This is a genomic window from Paenibacillus sp. Y660 (assembly GCF_057221575.1).
Genome location: NZ_JBXBBJ010000021.1, coordinates 14,158 through 31,858 on the forward strand (window position 1 = coordinate 14,158; position 17,701 = coordinate 31,858).

17 protein-coding genes are annotated in these 17,701 nt (G+C 46.8%); 9 read left to right on the plus strand and 8 right to left on the minus strand.

The features are described 5' to 3' along the window. The first annotated feature begins 148 nt into the window (after nt 1-148). The 3 genes from AC2TDN_RS20000 (at nt 149) to AC2TDN_RS20010 (ending at nt 3,230) form a co-directional block, all read left to right on the plus strand. Complete coding sequence (locus AC2TDN_RS20000; protein WP_484689967.1) at nt 149-1,108, plus strand: iron-hydroxamate ABC transporter substrate-binding protein; 960 nt, start codon at nt 149-151, stop codon at nt 1,106-1,108. Nucleotides 1,109-1,218: 110 nt separating this feature from the next. Continuing rightward, nucleotides 1,219-2,223, plus strand: coding sequence for a FecCD family ABC transporter permease (locus AC2TDN_RS20005; RefSeq protein ID WP_484689968.1), 1,005 nt, complete (start codon nt 1,219-1,221; stop codon nt 2,221-2,223). Next, complete coding sequence (locus AC2TDN_RS20010; protein ID WP_482067870.1) at nt 2,223-3,230, plus strand: FecCD family ABC transporter permease; 1,008 nt, start codon at nt 2,223-2,225, stop codon at nt 3,228-3,230. The genes AC2TDN_RS20005 and AC2TDN_RS20010 overlap by 1 nt, the downstream gene beginning before the upstream one ends. A gap of 312 nt (nt 3,231-3,542) precedes the next feature. Here the strand turns inward: AC2TDN_RS20010 and AC2TDN_RS20015 are convergent, their stop codons facing one another. Continuing rightward, the gene (locus AC2TDN_RS20015; protein WP_484689969.1) at nt 3,543-5,279 is read right to left on the minus strand and encodes an ABC transporter ATP-binding protein; all 1,737 of its coding nucleotides are present in this window, start codon (nt 5,277-5,279) and stop codon (nt 3,543-3,545) included. Nucleotides 5,280-5,488: 209 nt separating this feature from the next. On the opposite strand from AC2TDN_RS20015, the gene AC2TDN_RS20020 reads away from it, so the two are divergent. From AC2TDN_RS20020 to AC2TDN_RS20035, 4 genes are all read left to right on the plus strand, one after another. Continuing rightward, nucleotides 5,489-6,931, plus strand: a complete 1,443-nt coding sequence (locus AC2TDN_RS20020; protein ID WP_484689970.1) for an ABC transporter permease — start codon at nt 5,489-5,491, stop codon at nt 6,929-6,931. Between the two features lie 14 nt (nt 6,932-6,945). Continuing rightward, nucleotides 6,946-8,454 carry an ABC transporter permease gene (locus AC2TDN_RS20025; RefSeq protein ID WP_484689971.1) on the plus strand — a complete coding sequence of 503 codons (1,509 nt, stop codon included), beginning with the start codon at nt 6,946-6,948 and terminating at the stop codon, nt 8,452-8,454. Nucleotides 8,455-8,578: 124 nt separating this feature from the next. After that, nucleotides 8,579-10,411 carry an ABC transporter substrate-binding protein gene (locus tag AC2TDN_RS20030; RefSeq protein WP_484689972.1) on the plus strand — a complete coding sequence of 611 codons (1,833 nt, stop codon included), beginning with the start codon at nt 8,579-8,581 and terminating at the stop codon, nt 10,409-10,411. Between the two features lie 104 nt (nt 10,412-10,515). Further along, the gene (locus tag AC2TDN_RS20035; protein ID WP_484689973.1) at nt 10,516-10,971 is read left to right on the plus strand and encodes a hypothetical protein; all 456 of its coding nucleotides are present in this window, start codon (nt 10,516-10,518) and stop codon (nt 10,969-10,971) included. Between the two features lie 160 nt (nt 10,972-11,131). Here AC2TDN_RS20035 and AC2TDN_RS20040 read toward each other — a convergent pair whose 3' ends face one another. After that, complete coding sequence (locus AC2TDN_RS20040; RefSeq protein ID WP_484689974.1) at nt 11,132-11,455, minus strand: 2Fe-2S iron-sulfur cluster-binding protein; 324 nt, start codon at nt 11,453-11,455, stop codon at nt 11,132-11,134. A gap of 205 nt (nt 11,456-11,660) precedes the next feature. Here AC2TDN_RS20040 and AC2TDN_RS20045 point away from each other — a divergent pair, with 205 nt between their 5' ends. Beyond that, the gene (locus AC2TDN_RS20045) at nt 11,661-12,182 is read left to right on the plus strand and encodes a tubby C-terminal domain-like protein (RefSeq protein WP_484689975.1); all 522 of its coding nucleotides are present in this window, start codon (nt 11,661-11,663) and stop codon (nt 12,180-12,182) included. Nucleotides 12,183-12,586: 404 nt separating this feature from the next. On the opposite strand, the gene AC2TDN_RS20050 is transcribed toward AC2TDN_RS20045, so the two are convergent. From AC2TDN_RS20050 to AC2TDN_RS20075, 6 genes are read right to left on the minus strand one after another with little or no spacing between them, the layout of a single operon-like run. Continuing rightward, complete coding sequence (locus AC2TDN_RS20050; RefSeq protein WP_484689976.1) at nt 12,587-13,573, minus strand: NAD(P)-dependent alcohol dehydrogenase; 987 nt, start codon at nt 13,571-13,573, stop codon at nt 12,587-12,589. Between the two features lie 37 nt (nt 13,574-13,610). Further along, nucleotides 13,611-14,303, minus strand: a complete 693-nt coding sequence (locus AC2TDN_RS20055; RefSeq protein WP_484689977.1) for a DUF4386 domain-containing protein — start codon at nt 14,301-14,303, stop codon at nt 13,611-13,613. Between the two features lie 49 nt (nt 14,304-14,352). Continuing rightward, nucleotides 14,353-15,042 carry an ATP-binding cassette domain-containing protein gene (locus AC2TDN_RS20060; protein WP_484689978.1) on the minus strand — a complete coding sequence of 230 codons (690 nt, stop codon included), beginning with the start codon at nt 15,040-15,042 and terminating at the stop codon, nt 14,353-14,355. Between the two features lies 1 nt (nt 15,043). Further along, nucleotides 15,044-15,421 carry a GntR family transcriptional regulator gene (locus tag AC2TDN_RS20065; protein WP_482067786.1) on the minus strand — a complete coding sequence of 126 codons (378 nt, stop codon included), beginning with the start codon at nt 15,419-15,421 and terminating at the stop codon, nt 15,044-15,046. A gap of 7 nt (nt 15,422-15,428) precedes the next feature. Then, complete coding sequence (locus tag AC2TDN_RS20070) at nt 15,429-16,169, minus strand: hypothetical protein (RefSeq protein ID WP_484689979.1); 741 nt, start codon at nt 16,167-16,169, stop codon at nt 15,429-15,431. Between the two features lie 35 nt (nt 16,170-16,204). Beyond that, nucleotides 16,205-16,939: a DUF4386 domain-containing protein gene (locus AC2TDN_RS20075; RefSeq protein WP_482067788.1), complete on the minus strand. Its 735-nt coding sequence runs from the start codon at nt 16,937-16,939 to the stop codon at nt 16,205-16,207. Nucleotides 16,940-17,305: 366 nt separating this feature from the next. Between AC2TDN_RS20075 and AC2TDN_RS20080 the strand changes: the two genes are divergently transcribed. Next, nucleotides 17,306-17,614: a DUF2628 domain-containing protein gene (locus AC2TDN_RS20080; protein ID WP_482067789.1), complete on the plus strand. Its 309-nt coding sequence runs from the start codon at nt 17,306-17,308 to the stop codon at nt 17,612-17,614. Nucleotides 17,615-17,701: the final 87 nt, after the last annotated feature.

Genomic DNA, 17,701 nt, shown 5'->3' on the forward strand with positions numbered 1-17,701 from the left:
TCAAAGCACGGGGGAGGGGAGGAGGAGCTCTATAGCGGAACGTCTTCAAGAAAATACATCGATTTATTTCGTTGACAGCATGCTTATAGATAGATATAATAATTTTCGAGTGAAATTGAGAATCAATATCAATTAAAGGGGTTTGAGAATGAATAAAAAATTTCTTCTGTCCATCTTTCTTATGTTGTCTGTTATTTTCGTCAGCGCTTGCGGAAACAATGCCTCGACCAATGAAGCATCGTCTCCAAGCGCCAGCCCGGGAGCGAGCGAACCCGTAGCCACCGAACCGGCAGCAAATACCGGTACGATTACGTATCAATCCGAGCTCGGTCCGGTAGAAGTGCCGGCAAGTCCGAAGCGTATTGTTGCTCTAACGAACGCGCCGAACGTCCTATCGCTAGACGGAACGCTTGTCGGTGTAGATGAGTGGACGAACAAGAATCCGCTCTTCACAGAGAAGCTGTCTGGGGTAGAAGTTGTATCCGAAGACAATCTCGAGAAGATTGTCGAGGTAGAACCGGATCTAATCATCACCGATGCAAACAGCAAAAATATTGATAAGCTGAAGGAGATCGCGCCTACTGTCGCCTATACGTGGGGCAAGCTGGACTACTTGGCGCAGCAGCTCGAAATCGGCAAGCTGCTGAATAAAGAGCAGGAAGCAAAAGCTTGGATTGATGATTTCACACAACGCGCTGAAGCAATCGGCCAAGAAATCAAAGCGAAGATCGGCGAGAACGCGACAGTATCGGTGTTCGAAACCGACTCCAAAAACTTCTACGTGTTCGGCAACAACTGGGCGCGCGGAACCGAGTTGCTGTTTCAGGCAATGGGTCTGAACATGCCGGAGAAAGTCAAAACGGACGCTCTCGGACCAGGCTACTATACGCTCTCCACTGAAGTTCTCAGCGACTATGCCGGCGATTATCTCGTTCTCAGCAGAAGCGCAACGGGAGACAATTCCTTCATGGAGTCGGATACTTGGAAGAAAATCCCCGCTGTCCAAAACAATCATATCATCGAGATTGACACGGAAGCTGCTACTTACAGCGACCCGACGACACTCGAATATTTGCTAAATATCTTCAAAGAAGGTTTCCTGCAATAATCATTCACGTAACGCATGGGCAGGTAGAGAAGGCCGAGATACCTCAGTGAAAATAGAGGCTATCTCGGTCTTCTTCTTGCCCGTTATGACCTTGAAGGAGGAGTTACAACATGCTTGGCAGTCGGCATCCCAAGTCTTTTGCTATCAAATTCGTAGTCAGCTTGGCGGCGCTCGGGGTCATGTTCTCGCTCGCTATGCTGCTCGGCGCGAAGGATGTTTCCTTGCGCGAGCTTTGGTTTGTCTTTACTAACCAAGGCGGGGACGATAAAATCGCGATGCTCCGGGAAATCCGTTACCCGCGTGAAGTGGCGGCCGTGCTTGTCGGCGCAGCGCTTGCGATAGCTGGCGCAATCATGCAAGGCTTGACGCGCAATCCGCTAGCCGACCCCGGGCTTCTCGGACTAACCGCGGGAGCAAAAGCGGCGCTCTCTCTCGCGGTTGTCTTGTTGCCAGCGATGGATTATTACGGCATCATGCTCGTCTGCTTCGTCGGAGCTGCGCTTGGCATGTTTCTCGTAATCGGCATCGGAGCGGTAAAGAAAGGCGGCTTGTCTCCGTTTCGGATCGTGCTGGCCGGCTCGGCGGTGTCTGCATTTCTGTATGCCATATCGGATGGAATCGGTCTCTTGTTCAAAACGTCCAAAGACGTGACGATGTGGACAGCGGGTGGGCTGATCGGCACGACGTGGGGGCAGATTCAAGCGATTAGCCCCATCATCGTCGGTTCCCTTCTTGTTCCTATGGTTTTGTCTAAGCAGCTCACGATTTTAAGCTTGAACGAAGAAGCCGCCGTCGGCTTGGGGCTTCGAACGGCATACGTGAAGGCTATATTTTACATTCTAATTATATTGCTGGCCGGTGCGGCCGTCGCGCTCGTTGGAAACATGGCATTCATTGGGTTGATGATTCCTCACATGGTAAGAGCACTGTTTGGGACCGATTATCGCGCGCTCATTCCGATGTCGGCCATTTGGGGAGCGACTTTCATGCTAATGGCGGATACGCTTGGCCGAACGCTCAATGCGCCGTTCGAGACGCCGGTCGTGGCAATTATGGCGGTGCTCGGACTCCCGTTCTTCTTATTCGTCGTGCGTAAAGGAGTGAAGTCGCTATGATGTTGAAGAATGCGAAGGTGCAAAAGCAAGTTGTCGTCTTCATTGCCATGCTGCTGCTCATAGCCGTGACGATCGTTGTTGGAATAAGCATCGGCTCCGGTTCGGTTTCCTTCGAACGGTTATTCCAGGCGCTGCTTGGACATGGCACGACTAAGGAAAATCTCGTGTTGTTCTCTATCCGTATGCCACGTATTGCCGTGACGTTGTTGGCTGGCATGGCGCTGGCTCTGTCGGGGGCAATCCTACAAGGTATTACGCGGAACGACTTGGCCGATCCCGGCATCATCGGCATTAACGCGGGAGCCGGCGTGGCGATTTCGGCATTTTTTCTTTATTTTCCACTCGATCCACAGACGTTCGCTTATGTGCTTCCGCTTGTCGCGTTCGGAGGAGCGCTGGCGACGGCCGCTTTAATCTACTTGTTCTCTTATTCCAGAACAACAGGGCTGCAGCCTGTTAAGCTCGTACTCGTCGGAATAGGCTTCGCGCTGGCATTGTCCGGCTTGATGATTGTCCTGATCTCCTCGGCCGATTACAGGAAGGTCGATTTTATTGCGAAATGGTTGGCGGGCAACATTTGGGGAGCGGATTGGCCATTCGTATGGTCGCTGCTGCCGTGGCTTGCGATCCTGCTTCCTTACACGCTATACAAGTCGAACGCCCTTAACCTGCTGGCAATGGACGATGTGGTTGCCGTGGGGGCGGGCGTCTCCATCAACCGGGACCGGCTGTTGTTGCTCGGGAGTGCCGTTGCACTTGCCGCTGCGGCGGTATCCGTCACGGGGGGAATTGCATTCGTAGGCCTGATGGCTCCCCATATCGCCAAGGCGATCGTAGGGCGCCGCCACCAATATTTCGTCCCTCTCGCTGTCCTGATGGGAGGTTGGCTGCTACTGTTCGCCGATACCGTTGGGCGTAATCTCGTCGATCCGGCAGGCATTCCAGCTGGCATTATGGTCGCGATCATAGGAGGACCTTACTTCCTGTATCTTCTGCTGAAGAAGTAATCGCGGTGATGCTTTATTTGGGGATGGTATCATTGGACGATTTAGAAGTGCTCTGGGTCAATAGCAAAGTTAGTTGCCAGCTGGAGTGATTGGAGTTCTGATGAGGGGAATCCGGTTGCGGTGAGGGAAGAGTACGAGCCGAAAGGTGTATTGCAGTATGCAAGATTTGAATACATCGCATCTGGTTACTAGCCTTGGGTGAGAGTAATGGTGGTTGTAGCTTCATAGCCCACCTATATAAAACCGAGACCCGCAAGATGGAGTACATCTTGCGGGTCTCGGTTCTTTTTTGCTCTAAATAGAATTGCCTGCTTAGCCGGTAGCAACGGCTACCCAGTGCCCCTTTCTCACTTCCACGAATTCGGAGTGTTCGAGACCATAGGGATCAGCTTTGGAAGCTTCCTCATGCGGCACTAGCTTTTTCTGCGATTCAACCTTGGGATCGGGTACCGGAATGGCCGCCAGCAGCGACTTCGTATAGGCATGGATCGGGTTCGCGTAAAGCTCCTCGCTTTCGGCCAGCTCGACGATCTTCCCTTTGTACATCACCGCGACGCGGTCGCTAATATGCTTCACCATCGATAGATCATGGGCGATGAACAGGTACGTTAAGCCGAGCCTTTGCTGAAGCTCCTCCAGCAGCTTTACGATCTGGGCTTGAATCGAAACGTCGAGGGCGGACAACGGCTCGTCGCATACGATAAATTCCGGCTCCACGGCCAGCGTCCGCGCAATGCCGATCCGCTGACGCTGTCCGCCGGAAAATTCATGCGGGTACCGCATGGCATGAGACGGGTCGAGCCCAACCATCTCCAGCAGCTCCTCGACACGCCTCTGACGCTCCCGCTTGGTGGTCGTTATTTCATGCACGTCAAGCGCCTCGCCAATAATATCAATGATGCGGAGTCTTGGATTCAGGGATGCGTACGGATCTTGGAAGATGATTCCCATATGCCGCCTCATCGTCTTCATCTCCGAGCGGTTTAATTGCTGGAGCGGAATGCCTTTGAAGAGCACCTCACCGCCCGTCGCTTCATTTAAGCGGAGAATCGAGCGGCCGGTCGTCGACTTGCCGCTGCCCGATTCACCTACCACGCCAAGCGTCTCGCCTGCCTGTATATCGAAGCTGATATCATTAACCGCCTTAACAATCTGTCCTTTTCCCATGTCAAAATATTGCTTCAAGGCGCGAACCTGCAGCAGAGGCACGCCTTCTTCCCGCTGAACGATAGCAGGAACGGTCTTCGGTTTTTTCTTCTCGTCGAGGCGCGGCAATGCGTTGAGAAGCTTAACGGTGTATGGATGCTGCGGATTTGCAAAAATTTGCTCCGTTGACCCCGTCTCGACGATTTCCCCGTCCTTCATCACGACGACGCGGTCGCACATGCCGGCCACGACACCGAGGTCATGCGTAATTAAAATGATGGAGGTACCGAGCTGCTTCTGAATATCCTTCATCTGGTTAAGAATCTGTGCTTGTATGGTAACGTCAAGTGACGTTGTCGGCTCGTCCGCAATAAGCAGCGATGGGCGGCACGCTAACGCAATAGCGATCATGACCCGCTGACGCATCCCGCCAGAGAATTCATGAGGATACTGATGATAGCGGGCTTCGCTGTTCGGAATGCCTACGAGCTTCAGCATCTCAATCGCTTCCGTCCGGGCTTGCTTCTTGTCCAGCTTTCGATGCTTGATCAAGCTTTCTTCAATTTGATTGCCGATTCGCATCGTCGGATTAAGGGAGGACATGGGATCTTGAAAGATCATCCCGATATCCCTTCCGCGTATGGCCTCCATTTCTTTGTCGGTTTTAAAGGCAAGGTTTTGGCCCTGAAAAAGCACCTCGCCGTTTTTCACCATGGAAGGAGGAGAGGGCAGGAGTCTCATAATCGTACGAGCGGTAACGCTTTTGCCGCTTCCGGATTCGCCTACGATTCCCAGTGTCTCGCCTTTACGGACTTCAAAGCTGACATGACGGACTGCTTCTATTTCTTTGTCACGTGTAAAAAAAGAAACAGATAAATCGTTAACTTGCAATAATATATCCATATATGCACCTGCAATTCTGTGGTTTTCCAATAATTTTCAATGAGTGTAATGATTGTTTTTACTTCATACTCCTTATATCATGTATAATGAAAAAAAGTAAGTGGACAATTTATAAGTTATTGACATATTCCAATACTTAAAATAAAATCTACTATATTGATCGGGATAATGCAATTTAAAATTACTAGAATGAAAGGAAGCGGACTAGCTTGAAAGGGCATGCAACTGCAACGGGTAATGGCTTTGTTGATCATATTGCCGCCATCTACCGCAAAATGTTACTACATCCGGCCTACAGTCTGCTCATATTGCTGCTAGGAGCACCCGTATCCGTAATCGTGTATGGCGTTCATCAATATCGAAAATCCAAGTACGGCTACAAAGCTATCGCCGAGGAGACGAGGAACAAGCTGCTTGCGACCGGGTACCGGGATAAGCTGGTGCTCGAAGCTAAGGAACAGCTTATTCGCAAGCACTGTTTCTTCGGGCAAACCGTCAGCGCAGAGCAGACCGAACTGGAAGCAAGTCGGATGGCTGAGATCAAATTCAATGAAACGTTCAGCCATGAGCTGGAGAAACGGCTTGCCGGCGAGAGCGGACTGAAGTTTTCGTTTGGCGATACATATCATGCGTTAGCCTTGAATCCGGCCTTTTTTGCATTATCGATAATTATCGGTTTCCCTATGTATCTATTAATGGCAATCTACTCTATGCCTTATTTGAAATACGTTGCGGAACGATTGGTGATGGCTATATTCGTCATCTTCGGAGTTGCGTTTCTCGTTTTTACGATCCTATATATATCGCCGATGAATCCAGCGGCTAATCTATTAGGCGAGACAGCGACCGCCGAGCAAATCGCAGCGTTCAACCATCTGTACGGTCTGGATCAACCTTATCTTGTCCAGCTGTGGGACACGCTTAAAGGCATCCTTACTTTCGATCTTGGCAAGTCTTTCGCAGGCAACGAGAACGTGACCGCAGCTATCGCGAGTAAATTTCCGGTGACGCTGACGTTAACGGTTATCTCGACGCTGATCGCCGTTTTAATCGCTCTGCCAATCGGCATTGTTTCGGCTACGAGGCCTAATTCTTTTTTTGACTATAGCTTTATGTTCATTGCCTTGCTCGGATTATCGATCCCGAATTTTTGGCAGGCTCTTATTTTTATTTTGAATTTCTCGATTAAGCTGCCATGGCTGCCTGCAACGTATAACCCCGAAAACTGGCTGTCCGCGATTATGCCGATCGTCGTTCTCGGTACTGGTCTAACGGCTGCCGTAGCCCGCATGACACGTTCATCGACGCTGGAGGTCATCCATGAGGATTACATTACGACCGCCAGGGCAAAAGGGCTTGCCCGCAAGCATGTGATATGGAAGCATGCCATAGGCAATGCGCTAATCCCGATTATCACGGTCATCGGCCTGCAGTTCGGCGGTATGCTCGGCGGAGCGGCGGTTACGGAGAAAGTTTTCAATATTAGCGGTATAGGCAGTTATATCGTGGACAAACAATTCATTCCTGACATTCCTAGCGTGATGGGCGGGGTCGTCTATACAGCCATTACCATTTCGATCGTGAACGTTATCGTCGATTTGCTGTATGCGTTTTTTGATCCTAGAATCCGTTCGAAAATGAAACAATACTAAAGCAGGTGCTACTCTTGACGAATTCTACTATCACTAAGCAAGAAGTCAGGTTCAGGCTGAAATCAAGCCAAGAATACGGCCAAGCGAGCTTCGCCGGCATCGTATCCCTGGCTCTGGCGCTTGTTCTTCTGCTAAACAGTTATGTTCCCGGCGACGGGTCATTTAAGCCAGCAGTACTCATCGTAAGCATTGCGTATTTCGCCTTCGCGCTGCTTGAGCTGGCGGTATGGGCGCTCATTCGAAGCGATCTTATCCGGTTCGGCGCGATTAGACGTTCCACAAGGCTGCTAGGTTATGTGCTGCTGTTAAGCATTCTAACCGCGAACGTGTTCGTTGCAACTACTGCATTCCAGCTCATTAAGCAGAAAAAAAGCGCGGCCTACACGCTAGCCGTTTACTCGCTGCTTACGACCTTGCTCGTATTCGCGGTGTCTGCCCTCAACCTGTTCAAGCCCTATGTGGCTAACGGCTTCCTAATAGGCATGTTCCTGCTGATCGTTGCCGCGATCCTGCAGCTGGCAGCGTTGCTCCTGGTTGCCAAGTACGCGGAGAAAGCGGTTATGCCGCGCTGGATGGGATTAGTTGCCGGCATTCTTATTTTAACTTCGGTGTCCGGCAATTTGTTCGCTTTATTCCTTGGACTATTGCTGATTGCCAAGCTGCGGGATAAGGGCTATACATCCGGTTCCAAGCTGGGGGAGGTCGTGGAGCGGCTGTCGAGAAGCTCGACTTCCATGCTGGGACTGCTCTTCATCTTGTTCCTGCTCACATTGTCCATAACCAGTTATCTAACCTTCGATTACGGCCTTGCGATCGAGAACAACTACAGCTTAATTCTTCAATCTCCTGAGCTGGCCTATCCGCTCGGAACGGATAACTTCGGAAGAGACCTGTTCTCGCGTATCGTCTTCGGAGCACGCATTTCATTGGCCGTCGGTCTATTGTCAACGCTCGTACCCGTCCTGATCGGGGGCGTGCTGGGTGCGGTCTCCGGCTATTACGGGCGGCACACGGACAACATCATTATGAGAATACTCGATATCCTCTATGCGATACCGGGCATTCTGCTTGCCATTGCCATTATTGCGGCATTCGGCGCAAGCACCGTCAATTTAATACTGGCATTGAGCGTAGGCGCGATACCGACGTATGCCCGGACGATGAGAGCGAATGTCATGCTCGTTTCCACTCTGGAACATGTACAGGCCGCCAGGGCGTTCGGCGCAAGCGACCGGACCATTTTGTTCAAGCATATCGTACCCAACTCCATCGCACCCATGATCGTAAAATCTACGCTGACGATTGGCACCGCGGTTATTTCGACCAGCAGCTTGAGCTATTTGGGGCTCGGCGTAGAGCCGCATATTCCGGAATGGGGCAACATTTTAAAGCTCGGAAGCGCCTATCTCGAGACGCATGCCTTTACGGCCGTTTATCCGGGACTTGCGATTATCGCGCTGGTGCTCTCGTTCAACTTCCTTGGCGACGGCTTGCGCGACGCGCTTGATCCGAAGCTGGATTAATGCTTCAATCCCTTTTTTTTAACCTCATTCATATTCCATCGACTTCTACGTTGCGAGACATGAACGGACGATTACTGAATGTGAGTTAACATACAAGATAACGATAACCCAGGAGGAGAATACCATGAAGAACAAAGGCAAATTCGCCGCTTTGTTGCTAATCAGCCTTTCGATTATGCTCAGCGGCTGCAAATTAACGACTAAAAACGACGTGGCGGAATCGCCATCGCCAACGCAAGGAACGGAAGCTGTCGTCGACAGCAATCCGGTGGACATAGAGCTGCTTGGCATGAGCTCCAACGAGGCTGACCTTAACATCGTTCGCGACCAGCTTGCAAAAAACGGATTTAACGTTAAATTGAATGTACAGGCCGATTACGGCAGCTTCAAATCGCAGCAGGACGCCGGCAATTATGACATCGCCTTGTCCAGCTGGACTACCGTTACCGGCAATCCCGACTACGCGGTTCGCTCGCTTTTCAAGACAGGCGGAGACTACAGCATCCTTGCCGATCCAGAGATCGATACTTTGATTGATGCCGCCGGTGCTCAAACGCCAGAAGAGTACACGGAAACTTACAAGCAATTCGATCAAAAGCTCGTCTTCGACAAAGCTTATATCGTGCCGCTGTACAACTCGCTTAAAGCACAGGCTTTGAACCAGGACGTACTGAACAAGGACTCCGTACGCATCTCGAAGTCCCGTTCGCTTCCGTGGGAGGACGTCGACTTTAAAGACACAGCGAAGCGCGGTAAGGATGCGCTAGTGCTTCAGTCGACTATGCCGACGCTGACATCGCTTGACCCGATCAAAGGCAACGATGGCTCCATCAATATTATCAATACGAATATGTACGTTCGGTTAGTGAACCTGACAGATGACGATAAAATCACTTCGGAAGGCTCCTTGTCATACAATCATGCCATTGCCGAAGGCAATTCCGACTATTACTTCATCCTAAGAGACAATATCAATTTTGCCCAAATCAAAAACAAGCTAGCAGCAGATACAGGCGAACGCGTTGGTGCTGACGATGTCATCTTCTCGCTGAACCGCGCAAAGGACAAAAACTCCGTGCCTGACCACCGTACGTTCACTCTTCACGAGCATATCAAAAACGTCGAGCTGGTGACGGATGCCGCAGCACTGGAAGCTGTTAAGCTCTCCGGCGGCAGCGACAGCGTGAAATCCGCTCTTGAGCAAGGCCTTGGAACAAAAATATCCGGACTCGTATCGGACAAGAAGCAAGCGAACAACAAAGAGGGCAAATACCAAGTCGTTAAGCTTACGACGACTGAGCCTTTCCCTCAAGTGCTGAACTATTTGGCTCACCAATCGGCAGGCATCGTGTCCAAGAAACAGGTAGAGAGCATCAATACGTACGACGTGGCTAAATTCGACGTGAACAAAGATATTCCTTACGGCGACCAAAACACGGTAACGGAAGGCAGCGCGTACAACAATACATTGTATACGAGCGGTCCTTACATCCTGTCCTCCAAAAACGATTACGAGGCGATCTTCTACAAAAACCCAGCTTATATGACTGGCACGGAAAATGAGCCGAATATCGCCAATATTAAGATCCGCTTCATCAAAGACGCAGACAGCAGCTTGTCCGCGCTTCGCAGCAGCGAGATTCATATCTACTACGGCGTATCCGAGACAAAATTCGACGTCGTGAAGGGCGACAGCAAGCTGGCGCTTCAAACGGTACAGAGCAACGCTGTTTCTTACTTGCTGTTCAATACGAAAAACCGTCCAGTAGCAGAAAGCGCCGACCTTCGGAAAGCCGTTCTCTACTCCATCAATCAGGACGAGATCTTGTCTTTCTACAACGGCAATAAATTCAAAGCTGTTTCCACGCTTAGCCCGCTTGTCGATACCGGCCTGGAGCTGAAAGCCGATCCGGCGAAAGTGAAAGAATTCCTAAACGCCTACAAAGCGAGCAAGTAACATTTTAATAATGGCAAGAGACTGCCTCCGGTTATCGATGATGACCGGGGCAGTCTTTTGCATATCGAGCTGCTCGCATGCAGAGCACAAAGGAGAGATCACGAATGGTTGACAGATTCAAGACCAATACGAAACTATCGCAATGGGATGCCCTGATGTTGGAATCGCTGAAGGCATACGACTGGTCGAATGATGAGCTCATTAGCAGAGTTCAGGTCGGCAATCTGCCTACGGATAAAAGCAAGTTCCATTTCGATTACGCCGCTTTAACCGCTTTGGCGAACGAGAACGCGGACACCTTCGCGCAAGCTGTGAAGAACGGCTATCAAATCAAGTACAACACGATCCGCGGCATTCACAGCTGGATACTCGTCGCGCTGAAGCAAGAAGCGGAGCTTATCCTGGAGCCGGACAACGAAGCGGTCATCGCCTGCTTGTCTGAAGCTGAAGCGCAGCGTTTAGCTTCCGTCCTTTCATTCGGATGGGGCTTATCGCCTCACGAGGGGACACAAGACTCGGACGGAAGAGCCTCGTATAGGGTCGCGCCTACAAGAGCATAAAAGGCTGTACCGGTGGCGAGGGGAGAAGAGTAAAACCAAAAGTCGTATCTAGTAAAAACAGTGAGTTTAAATTCTCAAAAAAAAAACCAGATGCAGTATTTACTGCATCTGGTCCGTTTTTTTCTCCAATACCGTAAATCGCTACAAAGAAGTGGATCGATCACTCTTGGGGACGAGTGCCAGGCTCCAAGCCTGTAGAAGTCGCTGTCTTGATAAGCCGTACCGTTACGTCACTATGTAGCCGAATTTGGCAAGATAGCCGGATAGCGGCGTCCTCGATTCCTTTGTTACGGAGGACTGTCGCTTCTGCCTCTTCCATCTCGCCCGCATTCCCAGAGAGCACCTCTACAGCGCATGTCGTGCACTTGGCATTGCCGCCGCATCTGTGCAGGATGTCGATCCCGTTATCCTCTAAAGCAAGCACGAGCTTCGTACCTTCAGCTGCCTGAATCGCGTCTCTTCCTTCTACTTGAACCGTCGGCATTGGCCATTCCTCCTCGAATTGTTCATCCTCATATTTTCCTAGCCCGCTTATATTAAACCATTACTTTCGTGAATAAGTCCAATTCGATAGTCATTTTGTTAAAAAGAATCCTATAGTTGGAGTTTTCTTTGGACCAAATAAAATGGCATTGATAAAGAAAGATAAAGTAAAATGAAATTATTAATTTAAAAGGAATTGATACGAGGTGTATACTTATAGACTATATAATCGTTCCTCCGCGCAGGAGGCAGAAGTTTCGAATGAGCATGGGCAAATTGTTGGCTGCATTCGAAGAACGTATCCGAACCCTATAATGAAAATTCTTGATATTTTTATGGAAGGGAATCTTTTTGCCGATTACAGAGTTACTGATGCTGAGGGAAACTTAAAAGTTGAGGCCAAACAGGTTAGGTCTTTTATAAAGAGAAGACAGTATTTAATTAGATATTATCATGATAACGATTCGTCCCAAATCCATTTAATAGATAAGAAACGATTTGATCTGGGGGAAAAAACGAGTTTTGAATTCGAAAGTAAAAGCTATCAGCTAAGCAAACCTCTGATGGATTGGGGAAAGATTACACTGGATGGCAAAGTAGTGGCGGAATGGAAAGAAACATTAACAATCCCGCCAAAAGCGAATTTTAAGTTAGTCGATCCCTCGCATGAAAAATACGATCTGCTTTTATTAGGCATCTTTCATACATATCTTCATTCACCTAAATAATAAACATAGGAGGACAGATGAAGAAAAAAGGTTCGCTGTCTTGAGGTAAGGGCAAAAAAATGGTTTAGGAGGGAGAAATGTTGAATAAACCGGTTAAAATTATATTGTTTATTGTTTCTATTTTTTTGTTGCTAGATTCGTTTAGCAATATATTTAATGAAAATGTTCTTTTGAAGAAAATACTTGCAATAGTAATATCTGTTGTTTCTTTGTTTATAGTCTTTTTTGCATTACGAGACAAAAACAAAAAAAAGGAGTGAGAGTTCATTGAGAATTAAATGGAGTAAAAACTTACGGGACAATAACATGACACAAAGAAGGCCGGTATACTCACTCTTTCGAGCAGCTTCCGACCTATTTGCTGTTTGAATAAATCATTTTTCACCAAACTTACGCTGAAAATATTAGATCTTATTATTATGTCTCAAAGTAACAACTACATTTCCTTTTTTGCGGCCCTGATCGACATACCGATGCGCCTCTACGATTTGCTCCAGCGGATAGCAGCGGTCAATAACGGTTTTCAGGTGGCCCGTTTCCGAAAGCTCCTTGAGAAATACAAGATCTTCTTTGCTTGGGACTGCTGTCCCGCCGATGATTTTCTTGTCTGTTGTCATCGAATACCACAGCGCTTTAAGCTCTGACCCCGCCATTGCCGTATGCAGATAATAGCCTTTGTTCTTCAGCGAGCCTTTGCATGGTGAGAAGGTAGTCTTGCCTGCCGCGTCAAAAATAATATCGTAGGTCTCGCCGTTTTTCGCGAAATCCTCTTGCTCGTAGTCAATGACCTTATCTGCTCCTAGAGACTTTACCAGTTCTATATTCGGGGTACTGCATACACCGGTGACTTCTGCCCCAAAGTACTTGGCAAGCTGCACCGCAAAAGTGCCTACACTTCCCGATGCGCCATTGATCAAGACTTTCTTTCCGGGCTGGATGTTGCCTTTTTTGAGGAAATACAGAGCGGTAAGTGCTCCAACAGAAAGAGTAGCAGCTTCATCATAGGTCATATTGTTCGGCTTTTTTACCACAGCCCCATCCTCGGGCAGACATTTATACTCGGCGTGAGCACCAAATTTCACCTTGAAGGTCGATGCAAAAATCGGGTCACCTGGCTTGAACTGTGTTACATCCTTGCCGACTGCTGCAACTTCACCGGCAAGCTCCATTCCGAATATCGGATTTCTTGGTTTTCTAAAGCCTAAAGCAATTCGACCGGGAAGCCAGAACATGGGAGGGACGTTAAAGCTTCGCATTCTACAGTCCCCGACGTTTACAGTTGTCGCATAGACTTTTATTAATAATTCATTGTCTTTAGGCGTAGGTTTTTCGACCTCTTTGAGCTGAAGAACCTCAGGTGATCCGTATTTTGTTGCTACAATTGCTCTCATTTTAGGACCTCCTTATGATAGGTGTGTTGCTATTAGCTCATTGCTTCGGTTCTACCGACTCCGAACGGATTGCAGATAAATGGAATCCTTTAGCGATCAGCCATACCGCTAGAACCATTTCTTGCAAGCCTAACGGAAGCATCAAAACAGCCTGGCTCATCGAATCAGGACTGATTAACAAGCCTGCGGCTAAATACAATAGGGCTGCAATGAGACCCCAACCTGACAACCATCGAGGAATGAGTTTTGTTTGATACAATAAATAGTAGAAGATCAGAGCACCTAGAATAAAAACGATTTTCAAATTATAATTAATCCAATCAACTGCTTCTAGTAATATAGTGCCTAAAGTTTGAAAATATGAAGCATCCGGTGACCCTGCGCTTACATATTCCTGACTAACTGATATTAGTAATAGCCAGTTGATTGCAATGGCAATATAGGTGACGGTTTCAAGCCCCCCTCTGAACACAACATACCCAAGAGCCAAGGCTTCATTATGTTTTTTTAAGATTGGAAACATCATAACTGGAATCATAGCAAGCGAAAATCCCATAACTAACAGAAAGAGAGCTCCTATGATCACTCGGTTTTCATTTGCAGAAACTTCAATCAGATAATCCGGAGCATCTAGAATAGGTCCTGTAAAAACAACACTTAAAATACCCGCAAGCGTCCCAATTATGAATAATACTCCCACAATTCTTGCAATATTTTTGTTTGCTTTCATTGATTATCTCTCCGTTTCTTGAACGATAGTGATAAGTTTCACGGTATTATTAGACATAAGTCTTCTTCATCCACTCCGTTATGCCGAGACCCTCTGATTCATGTAATTCCTCAACGTCAGTCATTCTAATCAATGACCCGTCTTTGATGGCAATAAAGCTATCTAATATGGATTCGATTTCCGTTATCTCATGGCTGGTCATGACTAATGTCTGAGATTCCAAATCAATATACGATATCATTCCCTTCACGATCGATTGACGCACCATCGGATCAAGTCCAGATAACGGTTCATCCATTAAAAGGTAAGGTACTTCTCTGGCTAGCGTAAGCACGATTTTTAATCGGCTGCGATTTCCCTTTGAAAGCTCTTTGATTTTCTTATCTGGGTCTAGCTGCATATATTTCATGATTTCTTCAGCCTTAGCCATATTGAAGTCCGCAAACTGCGAAGCCTCAAAGGCCAGCGCTTCTCTTACTGTGAATATGGAATAGAAGGAATCATGCCCTGACAAGTAAGAAACGAGCCTGCTGATTCTTCGATTCGCCATTTCTCCATTAACGGTTATGGTACCGCTCGACGGCTGCGAAAGTCCTGCAATAAGCTTCAAAAGTGTTGATTTTCCACTGCCATTTTCGCTCACAATGCCTATGATTTTACCCAAGGGGAGCTTCAATGAAATGTTCCTAATTGCAGGACGATTCATAAACGTCTTTGAAACATTAGTCAATTCAATCACATTACGCATCTCCTTTATCCATTTTGTTTAAATGGTTCTGTAGTCCTGAGATCATTTCATGTGAGCTGTATCCCATTTCCTGCATGACCTGAACAAACGTTAGAATCTGTTCTTCTTTCAAATTCCCGCGCAGCTTGATCAGTCGATCCTCATTTTCTGTTACGAAAGTTCCTTGACCTCTTCTTGTTTCCAAAATGCCCTCACGCTCCAGCTCGCTGTAAGTACGCTGAATGGTGTTCGGGTTGACGTTGTAGGATAACGCCATATCGCGAACAGATTGAAGCTTATCGCCTGCTTTTAATTCTTGGCTAACTATTAGTCGATTGATCCGATCTGCCAATTGCAGATAGATTGGTTTTGAAGTATTAAATTCATCCATTCCATCGTTACACCTCAACTTTCCTGTCAATGATCCAGGCACTCAAATAAAATAGTCCAATGGTAAAAATAAAGTGATACAGATATTCTCCCGCATAGGCGGGTATAGGCTCTATAGAGAATGTCGGAAAATTCATCTCCAAGCTTATCCACTGCGTTAATAATTGATATGGTTTAGAGGAATCGAATAAGGCACCTACCCAGCTAGGTATGATGACCGCGCCAAGAAGCGCTAACCAGGTCCAACGTCCAATTCTATATTTAAGTGCGTGGTATATGGACCATAAGAGGATCACGAAGGTACTGATCATAATAGAGATTATAAAAAGATGAGCAAAAACCAACAATGCCGCCTTCAAGGTATCCGTCCAATACGCTTCAATTAAATGGAACTTTGAAATAATCAGCAATCCCGCCATCAAATATAGAGTAACTAAAGATACAGCCATCATGGCCATTCCATTCAAAATTTTACTCAGGAGCAGGGCGGCTGCCGGTCGGGGATTATGCAGCCAGAGATGCAGCTTATCGGCCTCTGTTTTCAAGCTGATAAACAAGATAATCGGAAGATAAAAAACATGGAGCAAAATAGCAGCTAACAAGGGGATGAATAGGTATAAGTTGTCACCCGTATTCATATCCACGTACAACGTTAACAATAAAACCAAGAAGTTAATGACAAGTCCTATGAAAAAAACAGTTCTTGTCAATTGAAAATCTTTTTTGAATAAGGCTGCCCGTGCGGACATTTAAATCTCCCCTTAATTTGAATTTGAATAACGAATTATTGTATTTCTTGGTTTACTACTATTTGCTTGCTCGTTTTTGACGACTCAGAAGCGAAGGCAGATAAATTGAATCCTTTAACGATGAGCCATACCGCTAAAGTCATTTCATAAGAAGCTACTGGAATCGCCAAAATGGCTCCCCATGTTGAAAGTTGAAGAATAATACCGAACATTTCTAACAAGGCTGCGATAAAAATGAGTGTCGCTCCAGTAAGACCCATGACGGATATAAATCGTGGAACGAGTTTTGATTTATAGAGCAAATAACTGCACATCATCGTGTTTATGCCAAGCATAAAATTAGGTCCAAGCATAAAGGTCCAGTCATGTACGGCCTTTAATAATGTACCTGAGGTTTGAAAAGAGGAAGCATTCGATGCGGCTGTTTCTACAAATTGCTGACTTAAGGTCAATAGGGATAGTACGCTGACAATGCCAACCGTAATAATAATGGCTTCAAGAAACCTAAAGCAGACATACCCAAGAGCTATGCTTTCATTTTGTTTTCTTAATAGGGGAAACAGCATAATTGAAGTGCCAATAGCTGAGCAGACAAGAATTAACTCAAAAAGAGCTCCCAGCAGCACCTGGTTTTTATTTTCAAAGCCTGCAGTCAGGTAATCCGGACCATTTAGAATAGGATCGTATAAAAGGAGACCTACAATTGACGAAACGGCCGCTAGTATAAATAACACCCCGACAATGATTGCGGTTTTTCTGTTTGAAATCATTTTTTTATCTCCTCTGCGTACAACGTTAATAATAAAACCAAGAAGTTAATGACAAGCCCTATGAAAAAAACAGTTCTTGTCAATTGAAAATCCTTTCTGAATAAGGCTGCCCGTGCGGACATTAAAATCTCCCCTTAATTTGAATTTGAATAATGAAATATTGTACTAGTGAAATAGTACACTAATCCATTAATCCATGTCAATGGAAATTAACATAATTGTCCAGAATCTAAGCTTGGCAGTTTCAAATTAACGTCCTATGCTTATTTTCCTATTTTTTAAAAAATGTGTCGAAAAAAACGATGCTTTATACCTACAATTATGATAGAATTGGGAAATCATTTATTAATAGGGGGGATTATACTTATGCATGTAAGATTGATGAATTCTGCGGGTGGATTGAAAGAAGTGAAAGTCGGGTTCAGTTGGACTACGCTCTTATTTGGGTTTTTCCCAGCTCTATTCAGGGGCGATTTGAAGTGGGCTGTAATTATGTTTATTATCTCGGCAGCAGTTGGAGTATTCACGTCGGGATTGGGAGCATGGATCCCAGGAATCGTATTTTCCTTTATATATAACAAAATATATATTAAAGAATTGTTGAAAAAAGGATACCATCCAGCGGATGAACATGCTCAATCTGCACTGCGTACTAATGGAATCATTGCTGCTTAGATCACCTTTTCTCGGGCAATTTCTAGTTTTACCGAATCCCGAATACATATTTGTATTTTTAGTAACCGCCCAGCAACAGGGCGGTTT